Here is a 14,787-nt window from a genome sequence, read left to right on the forward strand (position 1 = left end):
TAAAGTTTTAAAAATACGGGGGAATTTTATGAAGATGCTGCTTACATTATGGAAAAGAGGGATATTCAGAAGGCTGTTGTCTACCTTTCTTGTGGTCGTGATTCCAATTTGTTTGTTAGGTATCAATTTTTTTAATCTCGGGATGAGTGCTGTAAAAAAAGAAATTTCAAATTCCATACAATCTCAAATCAACTTCTATTTTGAGCATTTCGAAAAGGAAATGGATCGGATAAAATTACTTCAAAGTGATTTGATTAACGATGTAAATCTGAATAAGATTGCGAATCTACCTGAAACAATGAATCTGTATGATAGGACGAGCGCAATTCTAAGCTTGCAACAAAGACTGCAGGCCATAAAGAACAGCAGTACATATATAAAGGACATTATCGTGCTTTTACCTGCGAGCGAAGACGAAATTAAAATTACTGCCACTAATGGCTTAAGCAAAATAACAAGCAATGATAAAGAACTGCTTGATAACATCCCGGACAAAAGTCATAACTACTTTAGCTTCTGGGAGAATAGGTTGTTTCTAAGCTTTTTTAGCCCTTTGGAATTTAATAAGAACACGCATTCTTCCCCATTCGTTATTGCAGTTGAACTCACCGAGAAAGAAATAAGAATGGCCTTGAATCAATTCAACAATTATCAAGACAGCGGGGCAGTGCTCATGAACCCTTTACACAATTATATTCTTACGACTGGTGATAACCCTATTGTTGAAATACCGTTGAAAAAATACTTGGGTGAACGAATCGAAAAGAAAAAAATGGGCAACGATTTAGTCGAAATAAAGGGGAGGGCATATCAAGTATTTTATGCATTATCCGCTCATTCAAATCTAGTACTGGCTAAGTATATTCCTGAAAAATTCATGTTTGAACGTTTGAAAGGTTACAGCAATTGGTTGTGGTTTTTTTCGGCTACTTCCCTCATTATCATTATTTTATTTTCGTATTCAACTTATAAGTATATTCACAAGCCGATGGTAAAATTGGTTAGTTCTTTCAGAAAAGTTGAAAATGGCGATTTGAACGTATTCATTGAACATCATGATCAAGATGAGTTCAGATATTTGTTTCAAAGATTTAATGTCATGGTTGAAAACACGAGGACGTTAATAGATCAGGTCTATAAACAGAAGATATTGGCTCAAAAGGCTGAATTGAAGCAGTTACAGTCACAGATAAATCCCCATTTTCTGTATAATAGCTATTTCACCTTATATAGCATGTTGGAGAATGAAGACTATGACAATTCCAAACGGTTTGCACAACAAATCGGGGGATATTTCCAATATATGACGCGCAATGCTTCCGATGAGGTGAGTTTTGCGGCTGAAGTGGCACATGCCAGGATATATGCCGAAATTCAAGCCAGGCGCTTCCGTAACCGCATGCGTCTTGAGTTCGAGGATTTGCCACCGGGATATGAGAATATAATCGTACCTCGTCTAATCATACAACCCCTTATAGAAAATGCATTTGAGCATGGTCTCGAAAACACTATGTCTGCTGGAATTGTAAAAGTAAGATTTACTGCAATGAATCGATTTCTGTATGTAATCGTTGAAGATAACGGAAATGGAATGAGTGAGTCGGATCTAGACATCCTTGCCGGTAACATTTCGGGTGACGCGGATGTAGTAGAGATCACAGGGATAATGAACATCCACCAGCGAATCCGAATGAAATTCGGTCCCTTAAGCGGCGTGGAAGTTTACCGGGGAAGCGGACTAATGGTTAAGATCGCTATGGAATTTGAAAGGGAGAGACGAATGGATGCTTAATTTACTAATTGTGGATGATGAACAAGATATAGCAGATAGCTTGTATATGCATTTCAAGCAAATAGAGGTTATGGAACTGGATGTGTACAAGGCTTATTCGGCCAATGAAGCATTGGAGTGGTTGAACAGAACCAAAATCGATGTTGTCCTGTCGGATATCCGCATGCCGGGTATGAATGGGCTGCAGTTGCTGGATATTATCAAGGTGAAGTGGCCGAAATGTAAAGTGATTTTTCTAACAGGGTATAACGACTTTGATTATATTTATGCAGCAACTAAAAACGACGGCGTCAAATACTTATTAAAGACTGAAGGATATGAAGTAATCGTTAATGAAGTGCAAAAGGCATTCAACGAATTTGAATTTGCAATAGAAATGAATGATCTACTTGATAAAACCAAAAGCCAAATGCTGCAGGCATTGCCGCTTTTACAAAAAGAGTTTCTGCTCGACTTGTTGGTTGGAGCACCGTATTCCAAAGAAGAAATAGCTCAGCAGCTCGAAAATTTAAATATTCAGTTGGATGCTTCTATTCCATTGCTATTGCTCGCAGGAAGCATAGATAAATTAAATGCCAACAAAGTCAGTTTCGAAAGAACTCAAACCTATTTCAAAATTAAGCTTATCGTTGAACAGCTCCTTCATCCCCATGTCAGGACCTACTTAATCATGTATGATCATTCGACATTTCTTTGGATCATTCAGCCGAACGGGGATAGCATGACGTCGGGCTCAGATGACAACGGGGCTGATATGCGGGTGTTTGTAAAAGGGATGTTAGACAACATCCAGGCAGCCTGCAAGGAAGTCGTGGAGATGTCCTTATCCCTTGTTATAGATAATAGGGCTATAGGTTGGGAAACCATCTCGGAAAGGTTTGTTCATCTGAAGCAGTTATTGAACTTTCGAATCGGTACCGGATTGGACGGTTTTTTAGTTGACAGCGGCCTTATGCTGAATGAATTCGAAACATTTGACCAAGCGGGCAGGGATGCTCAAAAGCTTTATTTCCAATTGAAAAAAATCACAGAGCTGGGAGGTTATCTTGAAAGCGGTAAACAAGATCAATTATTGATCGGATTATCGGATGTTGTGGATGGGTTTAAGGATATCGAAAATAAAAACCATAATCCATCTTTAGAGCTATTTTACTCCATGTCCATCATGTTTTTATCCTATATTAACCGGTGGAATCTAACAGAGAAAATAGCATTGAAAATCAATATGAATAAACTTACACGCGCAGATGAACACTCGTCATGGAAGGAAGCAGGTTATTATTTTTTACAGTTGGCGAATGTGATTTTTGATATTCAAAGAAAAGAAGAAGAGAAGCGCTCTGATGTTGCCGTATCACACATCAAGGATTATATTATCGATCACTTGGGAGAAGATTTGTCGCTTGTCTTGCTTGCCGAGCAAGTACATTTCAATCCATCTTATCTTTCGCGACTCTTCAAGCAAGTTACAGGCAACAATATATTCAACTTTATTAAAGAGGCTCGGTTGGCAAAGTCAAAGGAACTCCTCAGAAATAACCATTTAAGAATCAATGAAATTGCTACGGCTGTCGGATACATCTCCGCGCCTTATTTTACACGTTCCTTTAGAAAGGCCACCAATATGAGTCCTCAGGAATATCGTGACCATAGCCATAGCATGAACAAGTAAAGAGAAGGCAAGATTGTAAATGGATTGTATATTATGCAATTCGCTAACTATGAGTATGATTGATTTATAGCGTTGTGCACAACCTATTTCTCTTCCTTACACTTAAATTGGAGGTATTCGTATGTGGGGATTATTTGTCAAAAGGAATATCGTGGCACTACTATCCGTAGTGCTGATTGTCTCGCTTGCAGCTTGTACAAAAAATACAAATAATACTGCTACCAGTGGAGCAGGGTCATCCGTTGTTGAAACACCCGATTCTGAAAGCGCTTCTTCTGCCGATCCATTCGGCAAATATTCGCCGCCTATCGAAGTGACAGGTTTTAAGGCGATTGGCATAAGTACAAAGTTTGAAAATGGAGAAACAATTGATGACAATCGATGGATGAAGGCTTATGAAGATGAGTTAGGCATCAAGCTTAAATGGACTTGGGCAGCAGATGAAGCAACTCAATACTATAACAAATTAAATGTATCGATTGCTTCGGGTGAATATGCTGATTTTTTCTTTGTTAATTCCAAACAGTTTAAGATGCTTGCCAATGATGGTCAGTTAGCGGATTTAACCGATGCTTATGAGAACTACGCATCCCCTCTTGTTAAAAAATATATGAACGCTTTTCCTCAAGGTTTTGAGTCTGGGAAGCTGGATGGAAAACTATTGGGGTTATCTCCCCAGGGGGATTATGCTGGTCAGTCCTTGATGATATGGATACGTCAGGATTGGATGCAGAAGCTGGGCTTACAGCCTCCGAAAACAATGGACGATTTTGTGAAAATAGCTGATGCTTTCGCGAAGCAGGATCCCGACAATAACGGAAAGAACGATACGTATGGGTTGGCTGTTACGAATGCCTTTTTCGGTGGATTCCAAGGTGACTATTTGATGGGGTTTGCTTCACTTGAAGGCTTCTTCAATGGTTATCATGCATATCCTTCCATTTGGATAAAGGATGACAGTGGCAAACTAGTATACGGAAGCGTTCAGCCTCAAATGAAAGACGCATTGAAAAAGCTTCAGGAAATGTTTAAAGCAGGGCTTATAGACAAGGAATTCGGGGTTAAAGACCCCGGTAAAGTCGCAGAGGACATTAATAAAAATAAAATTGGTATGAGTATAGGCATGGAGTGGAATACAGGCTGGCCGTTCGACGAAATGCTTAAAACGAACCCGGAAGCCATTTGGAAGCCTTATCCACTGGTATCTGTAGATGATCAGCCTGCACTTGCGGAAAATCCATGGCCAATATCCGGTTACATGGTTGCTAGTAAAGATAGTAAAAATCCGGAAGCTTTAATCAAGATGCTGAACCTTTATGTAAAGTATGTTGTGGATGAAAACAGATCGAAAGAAGATAGCAATAAATTTGAAAAATCGCAAGACGGTTCGTATTTATACAGCTCATATGCGCTTGCTGGCATGCAAAATCCGGACTTGGCGATGAATGATTTTTACAAATTAAATACGGCTTTAAAGAATAAAAGCGATGCTACGCTCCGGTATACCGATGGTCCTTTGAAAGGCGAAGTCAACAGTTTGTTGGAAAGCATATATAATCAAGGATTGGCTTATGTGGAAAAAGGTGATGTTTCCAATGGGAACCATTCCGTTTATATCCAAAAAATGGCTGACGATGGATCGTATGCCATACTAAAGCATTATAGAGATAATAATCTTTTAATGATTAACCAGATGCCTGGCGTTGGAACCGATACTCTCGTGCAAAAGAAATCTACCTTGCTAAAGCTGGAGCAGGAGGTACTAACTAAAATTATTATGGGAGTAAGCCCATTAGATGACTTCGATAAATTCGTCGCAGATTGGAAAAAACTTGGCGGAGATCAGATCACTAAGGAAGTTAATGATACTTATAACAACTAATTATGCATAGATAATAATCCTTGGGAAAGGCGACAATCCCGTTATCTTTCCCAAGTTATTATTATAACTCAGAGAAGGTGATTAACTTTGCACAAAATGAAATGGATTAGAGAGTTGCCATTGCATGTTATGATTTTACCTGCCTTTATTATTGTCTTTATTTATAGCTATATTCCCATGTTTGGGCTTATTATAGCTTTTCAGAATTTCACGCCTGTAAATGGATTTTTAGGGTCGAAGTACGTCGGCCTGGATAATTTCAAATATATCCTTCAGTTTCCAGACATTTATCAGGTTTTATGGAACACGGTTAACATTGCTCTGATGAAAATTGTCGGAAATTTAATCGTGCCCGTAATCATTGCTCTTCTACTAAATGAGTTAATCAGACCGTTTCACAAAAGAACAATTCAAACCATTGTGTACCTGCCCAACTTTCTTTCTTGGGTAATTGTATCCGGCTTAATCATTGATATACTGTCTCCTTCGGAAGGAATTGTCAACAAGGCGCTACAGTTTGTTGGAATTCAAGAAGTGTTTTTTCTTGGAAATCAAACCTGGTTTCCGTTCATTATGGTCATTACAGACATTTGGAAAAACTTTGGATTTGGTACAGTGATATTTCTTGCAGCATTAACCGGAATTGACCCGACCTTATATGAATCTTCGATTGTTGATGGTGCTAATCGGTGGAAGCAGACCATTCACATTACTTTGCCGGGTATTAAGCCGGTTATCATTCTCATGACTGTGCTTAGTCTGGGCAATATATTAAACGCAGGATTTGAACAAATTTTCAATTTATACAACCCTATGGTATATGCAACTGGGGACATTATCGACACTTTGGTTTACCGGCTTGGCATCGTTGATGCACAATATTCGCCAGCAACAGCCGTTGGACTATTCAAATCTGTCATTTCTTTTATCATGATTGCTGTTTCTTACAAATTAGCTGATAAATTTGCCAACTACCGTATTTTTTAAAGGAGATGAGCTCGTTTGCTTCACAATAACACCAAAGGTAGAAAGCTATTTATTTTTTTTAACTACATGATCCTTATCGTGGTATCTTTATCTTGTTTGATTCCATTATTGAATGTGTTGGCAATTTCGTTTAGCAGCAGTGCAGCGGTTTCGGCAGGCAGGGTTTGGTTTTGGCCGGTGGAATTCACTACAAAATCTTATGAATATGTTGCCAGTACAAGTGCGTATATTCAAGCTCTAGGTGTCTCTATTAATAGAGTGGTTTTGGGTGTCGGGATTAATATGCTTCTAACGATATTGGCTGCGTACCCGCTGTCAAAAGAAAAAAGTGTTTTTCGGTTGAGGGGATCTTATGCTTGGTACTTTCTCATTACGATTCTTTTTTCCGGCGGCATGATTCCTACCTATATGGTCATTAAACAAACGTATCTGATTGACACGATATGGGCGCTGATACTTCCCACGGCACTTCCTGTTTTCAATATGATTGTTCTACTGAATTTCTTTAGACAAATTCCAAAAGAGCTGGAGGAAGCTGCTCACATGGATGGGGCAGACCATTGGAAAATATTGTTCCGAATATACCTGCCATTGTCTACGCCGGCTTTGGCAACATTGGTGTTATTCTGTTTCCTTAATCACTGGAATTCGTGGTTTGATGGTCTTCTATATATGAATAAGCCTCAACATTACCCTTTACAAAGCTATCTTCAAACTATAGTTATTAATGTCGCTGCTCAAATACAAGCTATGTCGAGCAACGGAAATGGCGGGTTATTGGATTTTGTTAATCAAAGGACCAATAAGAGCGCTCAAATCGTACTTGCTATGATTCCAGTCATTATTATCTATCCCTTCCTGCAGAAATATTTTACTAAAGGCTTGATTTTAGGAAGTGTAAAAGGATAGACACAGAAAAGCATAAACAGGTACAGGATCCTCAAGTTAGTGAGGGGGCTGTACCTTTTTTCATGTATAATAAACGTCATATATTTGAGGGATAGTGTACAGTGTTTATATTCTGAAATGTCTAATTATGAACTGAAATAATGGATAATTTTTAGATGTTTTTCTTATCCGCCGCTGATTTACAATGAAGGCAGCGACAATCGATCAGGGGCATCCGACAAAATGAAATCGCTTTCCTGGTCATCGCGGTCAAAACAAAGAGGAGGCATGGGATGTGATTCGGGTGATCATACGCGGAATTAATGATTTGAAGCTGAGAACCAAGCTCATTCTTTCTTTTATTGTTGTTGTATTCGTTCCTGTTATGATTGTCGGATTATTTCTGACCAATGAGCTGCGCAATCAGGCGCTTCAGAATGCGCTTGAACAAACGGCTGTAAACGTCGATCGGGTCAAGAAGCGGACCTCGGAGGTCATCAATGCCGCTTACGATATATCGTACCTGCTGTCCAACGACAGCCGGTTGGCGCGGCTGGCGGCTACGCAATATGAAACGGTCTATGATGTGGTTAAAGCTTATAAGGAGTACCCGGATATCCGAGAATACATCAATTTATACAAGGAAATTTCGAATATCCGCATTTATATGAACAATCCCACGCTGCTGGATAATTGGGAGTTCATCCAGCCAGACAGCGAGATTATGGAATCAAGCTGGTATCAGTCCGCGATGAGCAGCAGCGGATTGATTGGGTGGAACTATCTGAGGGATGAACGCGACGGCAAGGAATATTTGAGCCTGATCCGGAAGATCGATTTTCTCGAAGATCGGTCCAGCGCCGTTCTGGTCATAAATGTGAATTCACGCATGCTGGATGCTATTCTCAAACAGGAAACATTCGAAACCATGATCGTGGATGAGCAGAACAACATAATATCTTCCAACCGTCCGGGGAGAGTGGGCAGGAAGCTTGCGGATCTGAACCTGAGCAAGGGTATCATGGATATGCAAAGCGGGACATACGATGCGGTGGTCAATGAACAATCGGCCAAAATCCGCATTGAAACGCTTGTTCCACTGTCCAGTCTGAATGGAATCCGGATCTTGTCGGTCTTCTCGGTCGCAAACATCGTGAAGGATGCCAATGAAATTATTATTTTGGCTTCGATCGTCATTTTTATCAGCCTGATTGTCGCCATTGTTCTGATTTATGGGTTCTCCGCGCTGTTAACCAAGCGGATGCTCCGGTTAAGCAAGCATATTTCGAAGGTGGCCACGGGAAACTTTGATGTCACGCTTGCGATTGACGGGAAGGATGAGATCGGGCAGCTGTCCAGACAGTTTAATGCCATGGTCTGGAGCATTAACGAACTGCTTCTTGAGGTCAAGGAGTCCAACCAGCAGAAGACGAGGCTGCTTTCCAGCCAGAACGAAATTAAGTTTAAAATGCTGGCGAGCCAAATCAACCCGCATTTTCTGTTTAACGCCCTGGAGTCGATCCGGATGAAGGCCCATATTAAAGGCGAGAAGGAAATTGCAAATGTCGTCCGGCTGCTGGGAAGAATGATGCGAAAAAATCTGGAAGCGGGGAGCAGAGCGGTGACGCTGAAAAGCGAGATCGAGGTTGTCCGCTGCTATCTGGAAATTCAGAAGTTCCGTTATGAAGACCGTTTGAATTATGAGCTGCTTATCGATCCATTGACGCAGCAGATTCAAATTCTCCCGCTCATTATCCAGCCCCTTGTCGAGAACGCCGTCATTCATGGACTGGAGAACAGCGAGTATGGCGGCAGCGTCCGGGTGAAGGCGGCATTGATTAATCAATGGATGCATATTGAAGTTTCCGACGATGGTGAGGGGATGGATGAGGAGAGACTGGATTTCGTACTGCGAACGCTGGAGGAACAGGAAGGTGAAAGTGAAGAGAATAACCGGATCGGTCTGCGCAATGTCCATATGAGACTTCAGCTTTCTTACGGGAGCGAGCATGGTCTGGCCATCACCAGCGCGCCGGGATGTGGAACACAAGTTAAATTTACGATTCCGATTGGGGGCGGTTTACATGTATAAAGTACTGATTGCGGATGATGAACCAACGATCAGAGAAGGTTTGAGGACGCTTATTGAATGGGATAAGTTCGGCTACAGGGTCGTGGATACAGCTGCAAACGGCAAAGAAGCGCTGGAGAAAGCAGCACTCCATTCGCCCGATTTGATAATTGCCGATATTCGGATGCCGGGAATGAGCGGCCTGGAGCTGATCGAGAAGCTGCGCCAGAAGGAGTCGTCCCTTCATGTGCTGATTCTGAGCGGCTATGCCGATTTCGATTATGCAAAAAAAGCGATCTCCCTGCAAATAGACGGCTATATGCTGAAGCCGGTCGATGAGGACGAGCTTATTGAATATTTGGTGCAATTAGGGAAGACGCTTGAACAAGAAAAGCTCAGCCAACAGAGAATTGCCGCTTTCAGCGGTTTATCCCGGGAAATGATCATACAATCCATGATTTCTCCTGCAGGCAGTGAGGCAGCAGAGATGCTTCATGAAGAAGAAGTGTTGAATGCCGGTTTGCTGTGGGACCACTATGAAATCGTGCTGATCAAATTTCAGGAGATTGATCCAAGCGGCGCGAAGGGGACATACGCGCTATTGAAAAGCCAGCTTGCCGAATGGTCCGAGTTGTCCGGCAAAGGCGTTATTTTCTCGACCGATTCTTATATCGGACTTCTCGTCAATGGTGATTTGCGCCAGGCCAATACACGTCAAAACCTTTATGAAGATATAGAGGCAATCGCGGCGAAGCATGGCAAGGCACTTATTGCCGTGTCGGGCGGCTTGGTGAAGCGGCTGGGAGATATCCGTCTTTCTTATGAGGCAGGGGTGCAGCTCATGGGTAGGCGGTTCTTCTACGCTGAGGGATTTATAGCCGCTCCTGACGATATACCGGCCAGTGCGCTGGCTTCCGGCGAGCTCCTGCCCGCACAGCTGCCCGATTATCATGCTGTTGCCGACAAGCTCTATTTTGCCGTGGATGTCGGCAATCGCATGGCCGTGGCTCAATTAATCGCGGAATGTCTAAATGCTCTGCTCGCTGCCGGCTGTACGGAACAAACCATCAAAGCGGGTTTGGCGCAAGTGGTAGCGGAGACGCTCGCTAAGCTCACCCGTGACGGTTCGGCGCAAGCTGCCGGGGGTGGGGATTATTCGGCAAACATTCTGGAATTGCACCGGCAGCCTACCTACAGCTCGCTTAAACGGTATCTGACGGGTTTTCTGCATGGGCTGATCAGCGATCTGCCTGGCGGCGGCATTGACAAGCAAATGAAGAAGATGATCGACCTCATTGAAAGGAACTATTATGAGAATTTGAAGCTGGAATCCTTGGCCGAAATATTCAATTATAACAGCGCTTATCTGGGCAAGCTGTTCAAGAATACGACGGGCGAATATTTTAATACCTACCTGGACAAGGTCAGAATTAAGAAAGCGAAGGAGCTTTTGGACAACGGAATGAAGGTTTATGAGGTGGCCGAGAAGGTGGGTTATACGAATGTCGATTATTTTCACAGCAAATTCCGCAAATATGAAGGGTCGTCGCCATCGGCTTACCGCAAAAAGCAATTTTAAGGTAAGCGTTTTCTGAAAGCGCTAATTTGTATATGATTTTTGCTGAAAATGGTTGGGTATTTCAGGGGGGCAAAATCCATTATCATAAGAACATAAAGCAAGGAGGGGAATACATGGCAGCGGTTACAACGGAAATTAAAGCCCCTGTAAAGCGCGTTAAGAAACAGTTCTGGAATGTGTTTTTCCAGCAGCGGTATTTGTACCTCATGTCGCTTCCGTTTATCGCGTGGGCATTTGTGTTCAATTATCTGCCTTTGTGGGGCTGGACAATGGCCTTTCAGAAATTCAAGCCGGGTCGAAGTTTTTTCGATCAGGAATGGGTGGGACTCCAATACTTCAAGGAGCTGTTCCACGATCCCCAGTTCTACCTGGTACTGCGCAACACGCTTGCCATGAGCACCATGGGACTGGTCGCCGGCTTTACAATCCCGATCTTCTTCGCGGTTGTGCTCAATGAAGTAAGAGCGATGGCCGTCAAACGGTTCGTGCAAACGGTATCGTATCTTCCCCACTTTGTATCCTGGGTCGTTGTGGCAGGTATTGTTACCAAGATGCTCGCAACCGATGGAGCTGTGAACGGGCTGCTGATGAGCTTGCATATCATCGATCAGCCTATCCAGTATATGGCCAAAGGCAATTTATTCTGGTATATCGTTACAGCCTCGGATGTCTGGAAAGAAATGGGCTGGAACACCATTATCTATCTGGCTGCAATCGCAGGTATAGGACCAGAGCTGTATGAAGCCGCGAAGGTCGACGGCGCGAACCGGCTCCAGCAGATGTGGAATATTACGCTGCCGGGGATCCGCTCTACCATTATTATTTTGCTGATCATCAATATCGGGCATCTGGTGAGCATCGGTTTCGAGAAACAATTCCTGCTCGGCAACCCGCTTGTCAGCGATTATTCTCAGGTGCTTGATCTTTATGCGCTGAACTACGGGCTTGGCATGGGACGCTTCTCCTTCGGTACGGCGATCAACATATTCAACTCCCTGATCAGCGTTATTCTGCTGCTTGTCGCGAATGGCATATTCAAGAAAGTAACCAAAGAAAGTATTTTCTAAAAAGGAGGACCCGAGCATGGCGTCGCATAAACTGGCCTCCGGTGTATCCTGGTCGGACCGAATCTTTGATCTTGTCGTCTATTTCATACTGGCGGCCGTTACAATTGGTACGCTTTATCCATTCCTGAACGTACTGGCAATTTCCCTTAACGATTCCACTGACAGCGTACGCGGCGGTATTACAATTTATCCCCGGGTGTTCACGCTGAAAAACTACGAGACGATTTTCGCTTTCGGTGGGCTGATTACAGGCCTCAAAATATCGGTTCTCCGGACCGTGATCGGAACGCTTCTGGGACTGATCAGCGCATCGATGCTTGCTTTCGCGGTCAGCCGGGTTGATTTTCAGGGACGCCGGTTCGTCTCTGCCTTTCTGGCCTTGACGATGTATGTATCAGGCGGGTTAATTCCGTTCTATATCCTGATCCGTGATTTGAATATGATCGGCACCTTCGCCGTCTACGTTCTTCCCGGACTTGTAAGCGCGTTCAACGTATTTATCATCCGCTCCTTCATTGACGGCATTCCTTATGCGCTCCAGGAATCGGCGAAGCTGGACGGCGCGAATGACTGGACCATTTACTGGCGGGTCATTCTCCCCTTGACGAAGCCGGCGCTGGCGACGATTGCGTTGTTCCTGGCGGTTGGACAGTGGAACTCGTGGTTGGATACGTATCTGTTCAATGGCTCGAATGAGCATCTGACCACGCTGCAGTTCGAGCTGATGAAGGTGCTGCAGAGCACAACGACCAACGCCGATTCCTTCCGCGGCCGCAATATGACAGAGGTTATGCGCCAGATTTCGCCCGAGTCCGTGAAGATGGCCATCACGATCGTCGTTACGGTTCCGATCCTGGTCGTCTATCCGTTCCTGCAGAAATATTTTGTGAAAGGCATGACGCTCGGCGCGGTCAAGAGCTGATTGCACCACAATGCGGTATTGGCAGGTTTCCTGTTTATACAATAGATAGCCAAACAAAATGGGAGGGTTTACTGACATGACGAATACGAAATCCAAAGCAGCGGCGCTTCTGATGACCTTTACGCTTTCGCTCGGTCTGCTGGCTGGCTGCTCGGGCACCAAAGAAGATAACAATAAAGACGCCGGGAAAAATACCGGTACCGCCAATAACGGAGCCGCGAATACAGGCAAGGGCGCAGGAGAAAACAAAGAGGACCTGACTCCCGTTAAATTCAGCATGTTCGCCGAAGACCCGAACCCGAACTGGAATAATATGCAGGACGATGTGTCCAAGGAAATTACGAAGAAAACAGGCGTCACGCTGGATGCTGAATTTGCCGTAGGGGATCCGGCCCAGAAAGTCGCGCTGATGGCGGCAAGCGGCCAATACCCGGATATCATTTCCGCCAAAGGCGATATCGGCAAGCTGGTTGATGCCGGAGGCGTTCTCGATCTGACCGATCTGATCGAGAAGCATGCACCGAACATCAAGAAAGTATTGGGTCCGTATCTCGCCAGAGCAAAGTATACGACGGAAGACCAGTCGATTTATGCGATTCCAACCTGGGCTGCCGTTGACGAGCAGAAATTCGTAGCGGGCGGGGGCTTCGAGCTGCAGCACCGCATCGTGAAGGAAGCCGGTTATCCGCAAATCCGCACCGTTAAGGACTATGAGAAGGTCATTAAGGAATATTTGGCCAAGCATCCTACGGATGAGAATGGCAATAAGAATATCGGCGTATCCCTGAATGCCGACGACTGGCATATGTATATTTCCGTTACGAACCCTGCTGTCGCAACAACCGGCGGATCCGATGACGGGGAGTACTGGGTTGATCAGGAAACCTTTGAAGCGACGTATCATTTCCGCCGTCCCGAGGAAAAGGAATATTTCCGCTGGCTCAACCATATGAACGCGGAGGGTTTGCTAGATCCGGAGAGCTTCGTTCAAAAATACGATCAATATAAAGCGAAGGTCGCTTCGGGACGCGTGCTTGGACTGATCGATCAGGACTGGGATTACAATGACGGTCAGCAGGCTCTGAAGACTGCAGGCAAATTCGATCAGACCTACGGACATTATCCGGTAACCATGAGTGAAGATATAAAAGAACCGTCCTTCTGGCCAACGGGATTCATGGGCGGCTATGGCATCTCGATCTCCAGTACCGCAAAGGATCCGGTGCGCATTATCAAGTTCCTGGATTTTCTGGCATCGGATGAAGGGCAGATCCTCAACAATTGGGGAATCGAAGGCAAGCATTATGTCGTAGAGAACGGCAAGCGCGTCGTACCGAAGGAAGTACAGGATCGCATCAACAACGACAATACCGCATTCACCAAGGAAAGCGGCATCGGCTTCTACTGGAATACGATGGTTCATTACGGGGATGGCGCCAAGGATTCGACCGGTAATTATTATACCAAAAATAATCCGGACCTGATTCCGGTCGGGTACAGCGATGTGGAGAAAGAAACGCTTAAAGCGTACAATGCCACCATCTGGAAGGATCTTTTCCCGAAAGAGGAGGAGTTCAAGGAGAAAGCCTACGGAGCAGCCTGGAATATCCAGATTCCGGGTGAAGACGAAGTAGCGGTTCTGGGCAACAAAATGAAGGATATCACCTGGAAACGCGTGCCGGAGGCCATTCTTGCGAAGCCTGAAAACTTCGATAAAGTCTGGGATGCCTATCAGCAGGATCTGATCAAAGCGGGCGTGGAGAAAATGGAAAAAGGCTACACGAAATATGTACAGGACCGTGTTGCATTATGGAGCGACGATTCGTCAAAATAAAGCATGGGCGCACAAGCTGTTCTTGTCATCAGACGAGAGCGGCTTGTTTCTTTTTCACGGGTCCGCTCCTTCCTTCAACCGCTTGCGTTCCCG

10 protein-coding genes are annotated in these 14,787 nt (G+C 44.3%); all 10 read left to right on the top strand.

Going from position 1 to position 14,787, the window contains the following annotated elements:
* Positions 1-28 precede the first annotated feature (28 nt).
* Positions 29-1,792: a sensor histidine kinase gene (locus IEY46_RS03130; RefSeq protein WP_229750031.1), complete on the top strand. Its 1,764-nt coding sequence runs from the start codon at positions 29-31 to the stop codon at positions 1,790-1,792.
* Complete coding sequence (locus IEY46_RS03135) at positions 1,785-3,464, top strand: response regulator transcription factor (protein ID WP_229750032.1); 1,680 nt, start codon at positions 1,785-1,787, stop codon at positions 3,462-3,464. The genes IEY46_RS03130 and IEY46_RS03135 overlap by 8 nt, the downstream gene beginning before the upstream one ends.
* A gap of 121 nt (positions 3,465-3,585) precedes the next feature.
* Positions 3,586-5,346 (top strand): extracellular solute-binding protein, encoded by a 1,761-nt coding sequence (locus IEY46_RS03140; RefSeq protein WP_188989037.1) that lies wholly within the window; start codon positions 3,586-3,588, stop codon positions 5,344-5,346.
* A gap of 96 nt (positions 5,347-5,442) precedes the next feature.
* Entirely contained in the window at positions 5,443-6,333 is an 891-nt protein-coding gene (locus tag IEY46_RS03145; protein ID WP_308422786.1) for an ABC transporter permease, read from the top strand.
* Positions 6,334-6,348: 15 nt separating this feature from the next.
* Entirely contained in the window at positions 6,349-7,242 is an 894-nt protein-coding gene (locus IEY46_RS03150; RefSeq protein WP_229750033.1) for a carbohydrate ABC transporter permease, read from the top strand.
* A 274-nt stretch (positions 7,243-7,516) separates the two neighbouring features.
* Positions 7,517-9,313 (top strand): sensor histidine kinase, encoded by a 1,797-nt coding sequence (locus IEY46_RS03155; protein ID WP_188989041.1) that lies wholly within the window; start codon positions 7,517-7,519, stop codon positions 9,311-9,313.
* The gene (locus IEY46_RS03160; protein ID WP_188989043.1) at positions 9,306-10,871 is read left to right on the top strand and encodes a response regulator transcription factor; all 1,566 of its coding nucleotides are present in this window, start codon (positions 9,306-9,308) and stop codon (positions 10,869-10,871) included. Before IEY46_RS03155 ends, IEY46_RS03160 begins: the two co-directional genes overlap by 8 nt.
* A 113-nt stretch (positions 10,872-10,984) precedes the next feature.
* The gene (locus IEY46_RS03165; RefSeq protein ID WP_188989045.1) at positions 10,985-11,938 is read left to right on the top strand and encodes an ABC transporter permease; all 954 of its coding nucleotides are present in this window, start codon (positions 10,985-10,987) and stop codon (positions 11,936-11,938) included.
* A 16-nt stretch (positions 11,939-11,954) separates the two neighbouring features.
* Positions 11,955-12,860 (top strand): carbohydrate ABC transporter permease, encoded by a 906-nt coding sequence (locus IEY46_RS03170; protein ID WP_188989047.1) that lies wholly within the window; start codon positions 11,955-11,957, stop codon positions 12,858-12,860.
* A gap of 76 nt (positions 12,861-12,936) precedes the next feature.
* Positions 12,937-14,694: an ABC transporter substrate-binding protein gene (locus tag IEY46_RS03175; RefSeq protein ID WP_229750034.1), complete on the top strand. Its 1,758-nt coding sequence runs from the start codon at positions 12,937-12,939 to the stop codon at positions 14,692-14,694.
* Positions 14,695-14,787: the final 93 nt, after the last annotated feature.

This window comes from Paenibacillus nasutitermitis (genome assembly GCF_014641075.1).
Taxonomy (GTDB): domain Bacteria; phylum Bacillota; class Bacilli; order Paenibacillales; family Paenibacillaceae; genus Paenibacillus_Z; species Paenibacillus_Z nasutitermitis.

Bases quoted from the DNA above. Each gene is read 5' to 3' on its own strand.
- IEY46_RS03175 (WP_229750034.1), top strand. From the start codon at position 12,937: ATGACGAATACGAAATCCAAAGCAGCGGCGCTTCTGATGACCTTTACG.
- IEY46_RS03145 (WP_308422786.1), top strand. From the start codon at position 5,443: ATGAAATGGATTAGAGAGTTGCCATTGCATGTTATGATTTTACCTGCC.
- IEY46_RS03135 (WP_229750032.1), top strand. From the start codon at position 1,785: ATGCTTAATTTACTAATTGTGGATGATGAACAAGATATAGCAGATAGC.
- IEY46_RS03160 (WP_188989043.1), top strand. From the start codon at position 9,306: ATGTATAAAGTACTGATTGCGGATGATGAACCAACGATCAGAGAAGGT.
- IEY46_RS03165 (WP_188989045.1), top strand. From the start codon at position 10,985: ATGGCAGCGGTTACAACGGAAATTAAAGCCCCTGTAAAGCGCGTTAAG.
- IEY46_RS03170 (WP_188989047.1), top strand. From the start codon at position 11,955: ATGGCGTCGCATAAACTGGCCTCCGGTGTATCCTGGTCGGACCGAATC.
- IEY46_RS03130 (WP_229750031.1), top strand. From the start codon at position 29: ATGAAGATGCTGCTTACATTATGGAAAAGAGGGATATTCAGAAGGCTG.
- IEY46_RS03140 (WP_188989037.1), top strand. From the start codon at position 3,586: ATGTGGGGATTATTTGTCAAAAGGAATATCGTGGCACTACTATCCGTA.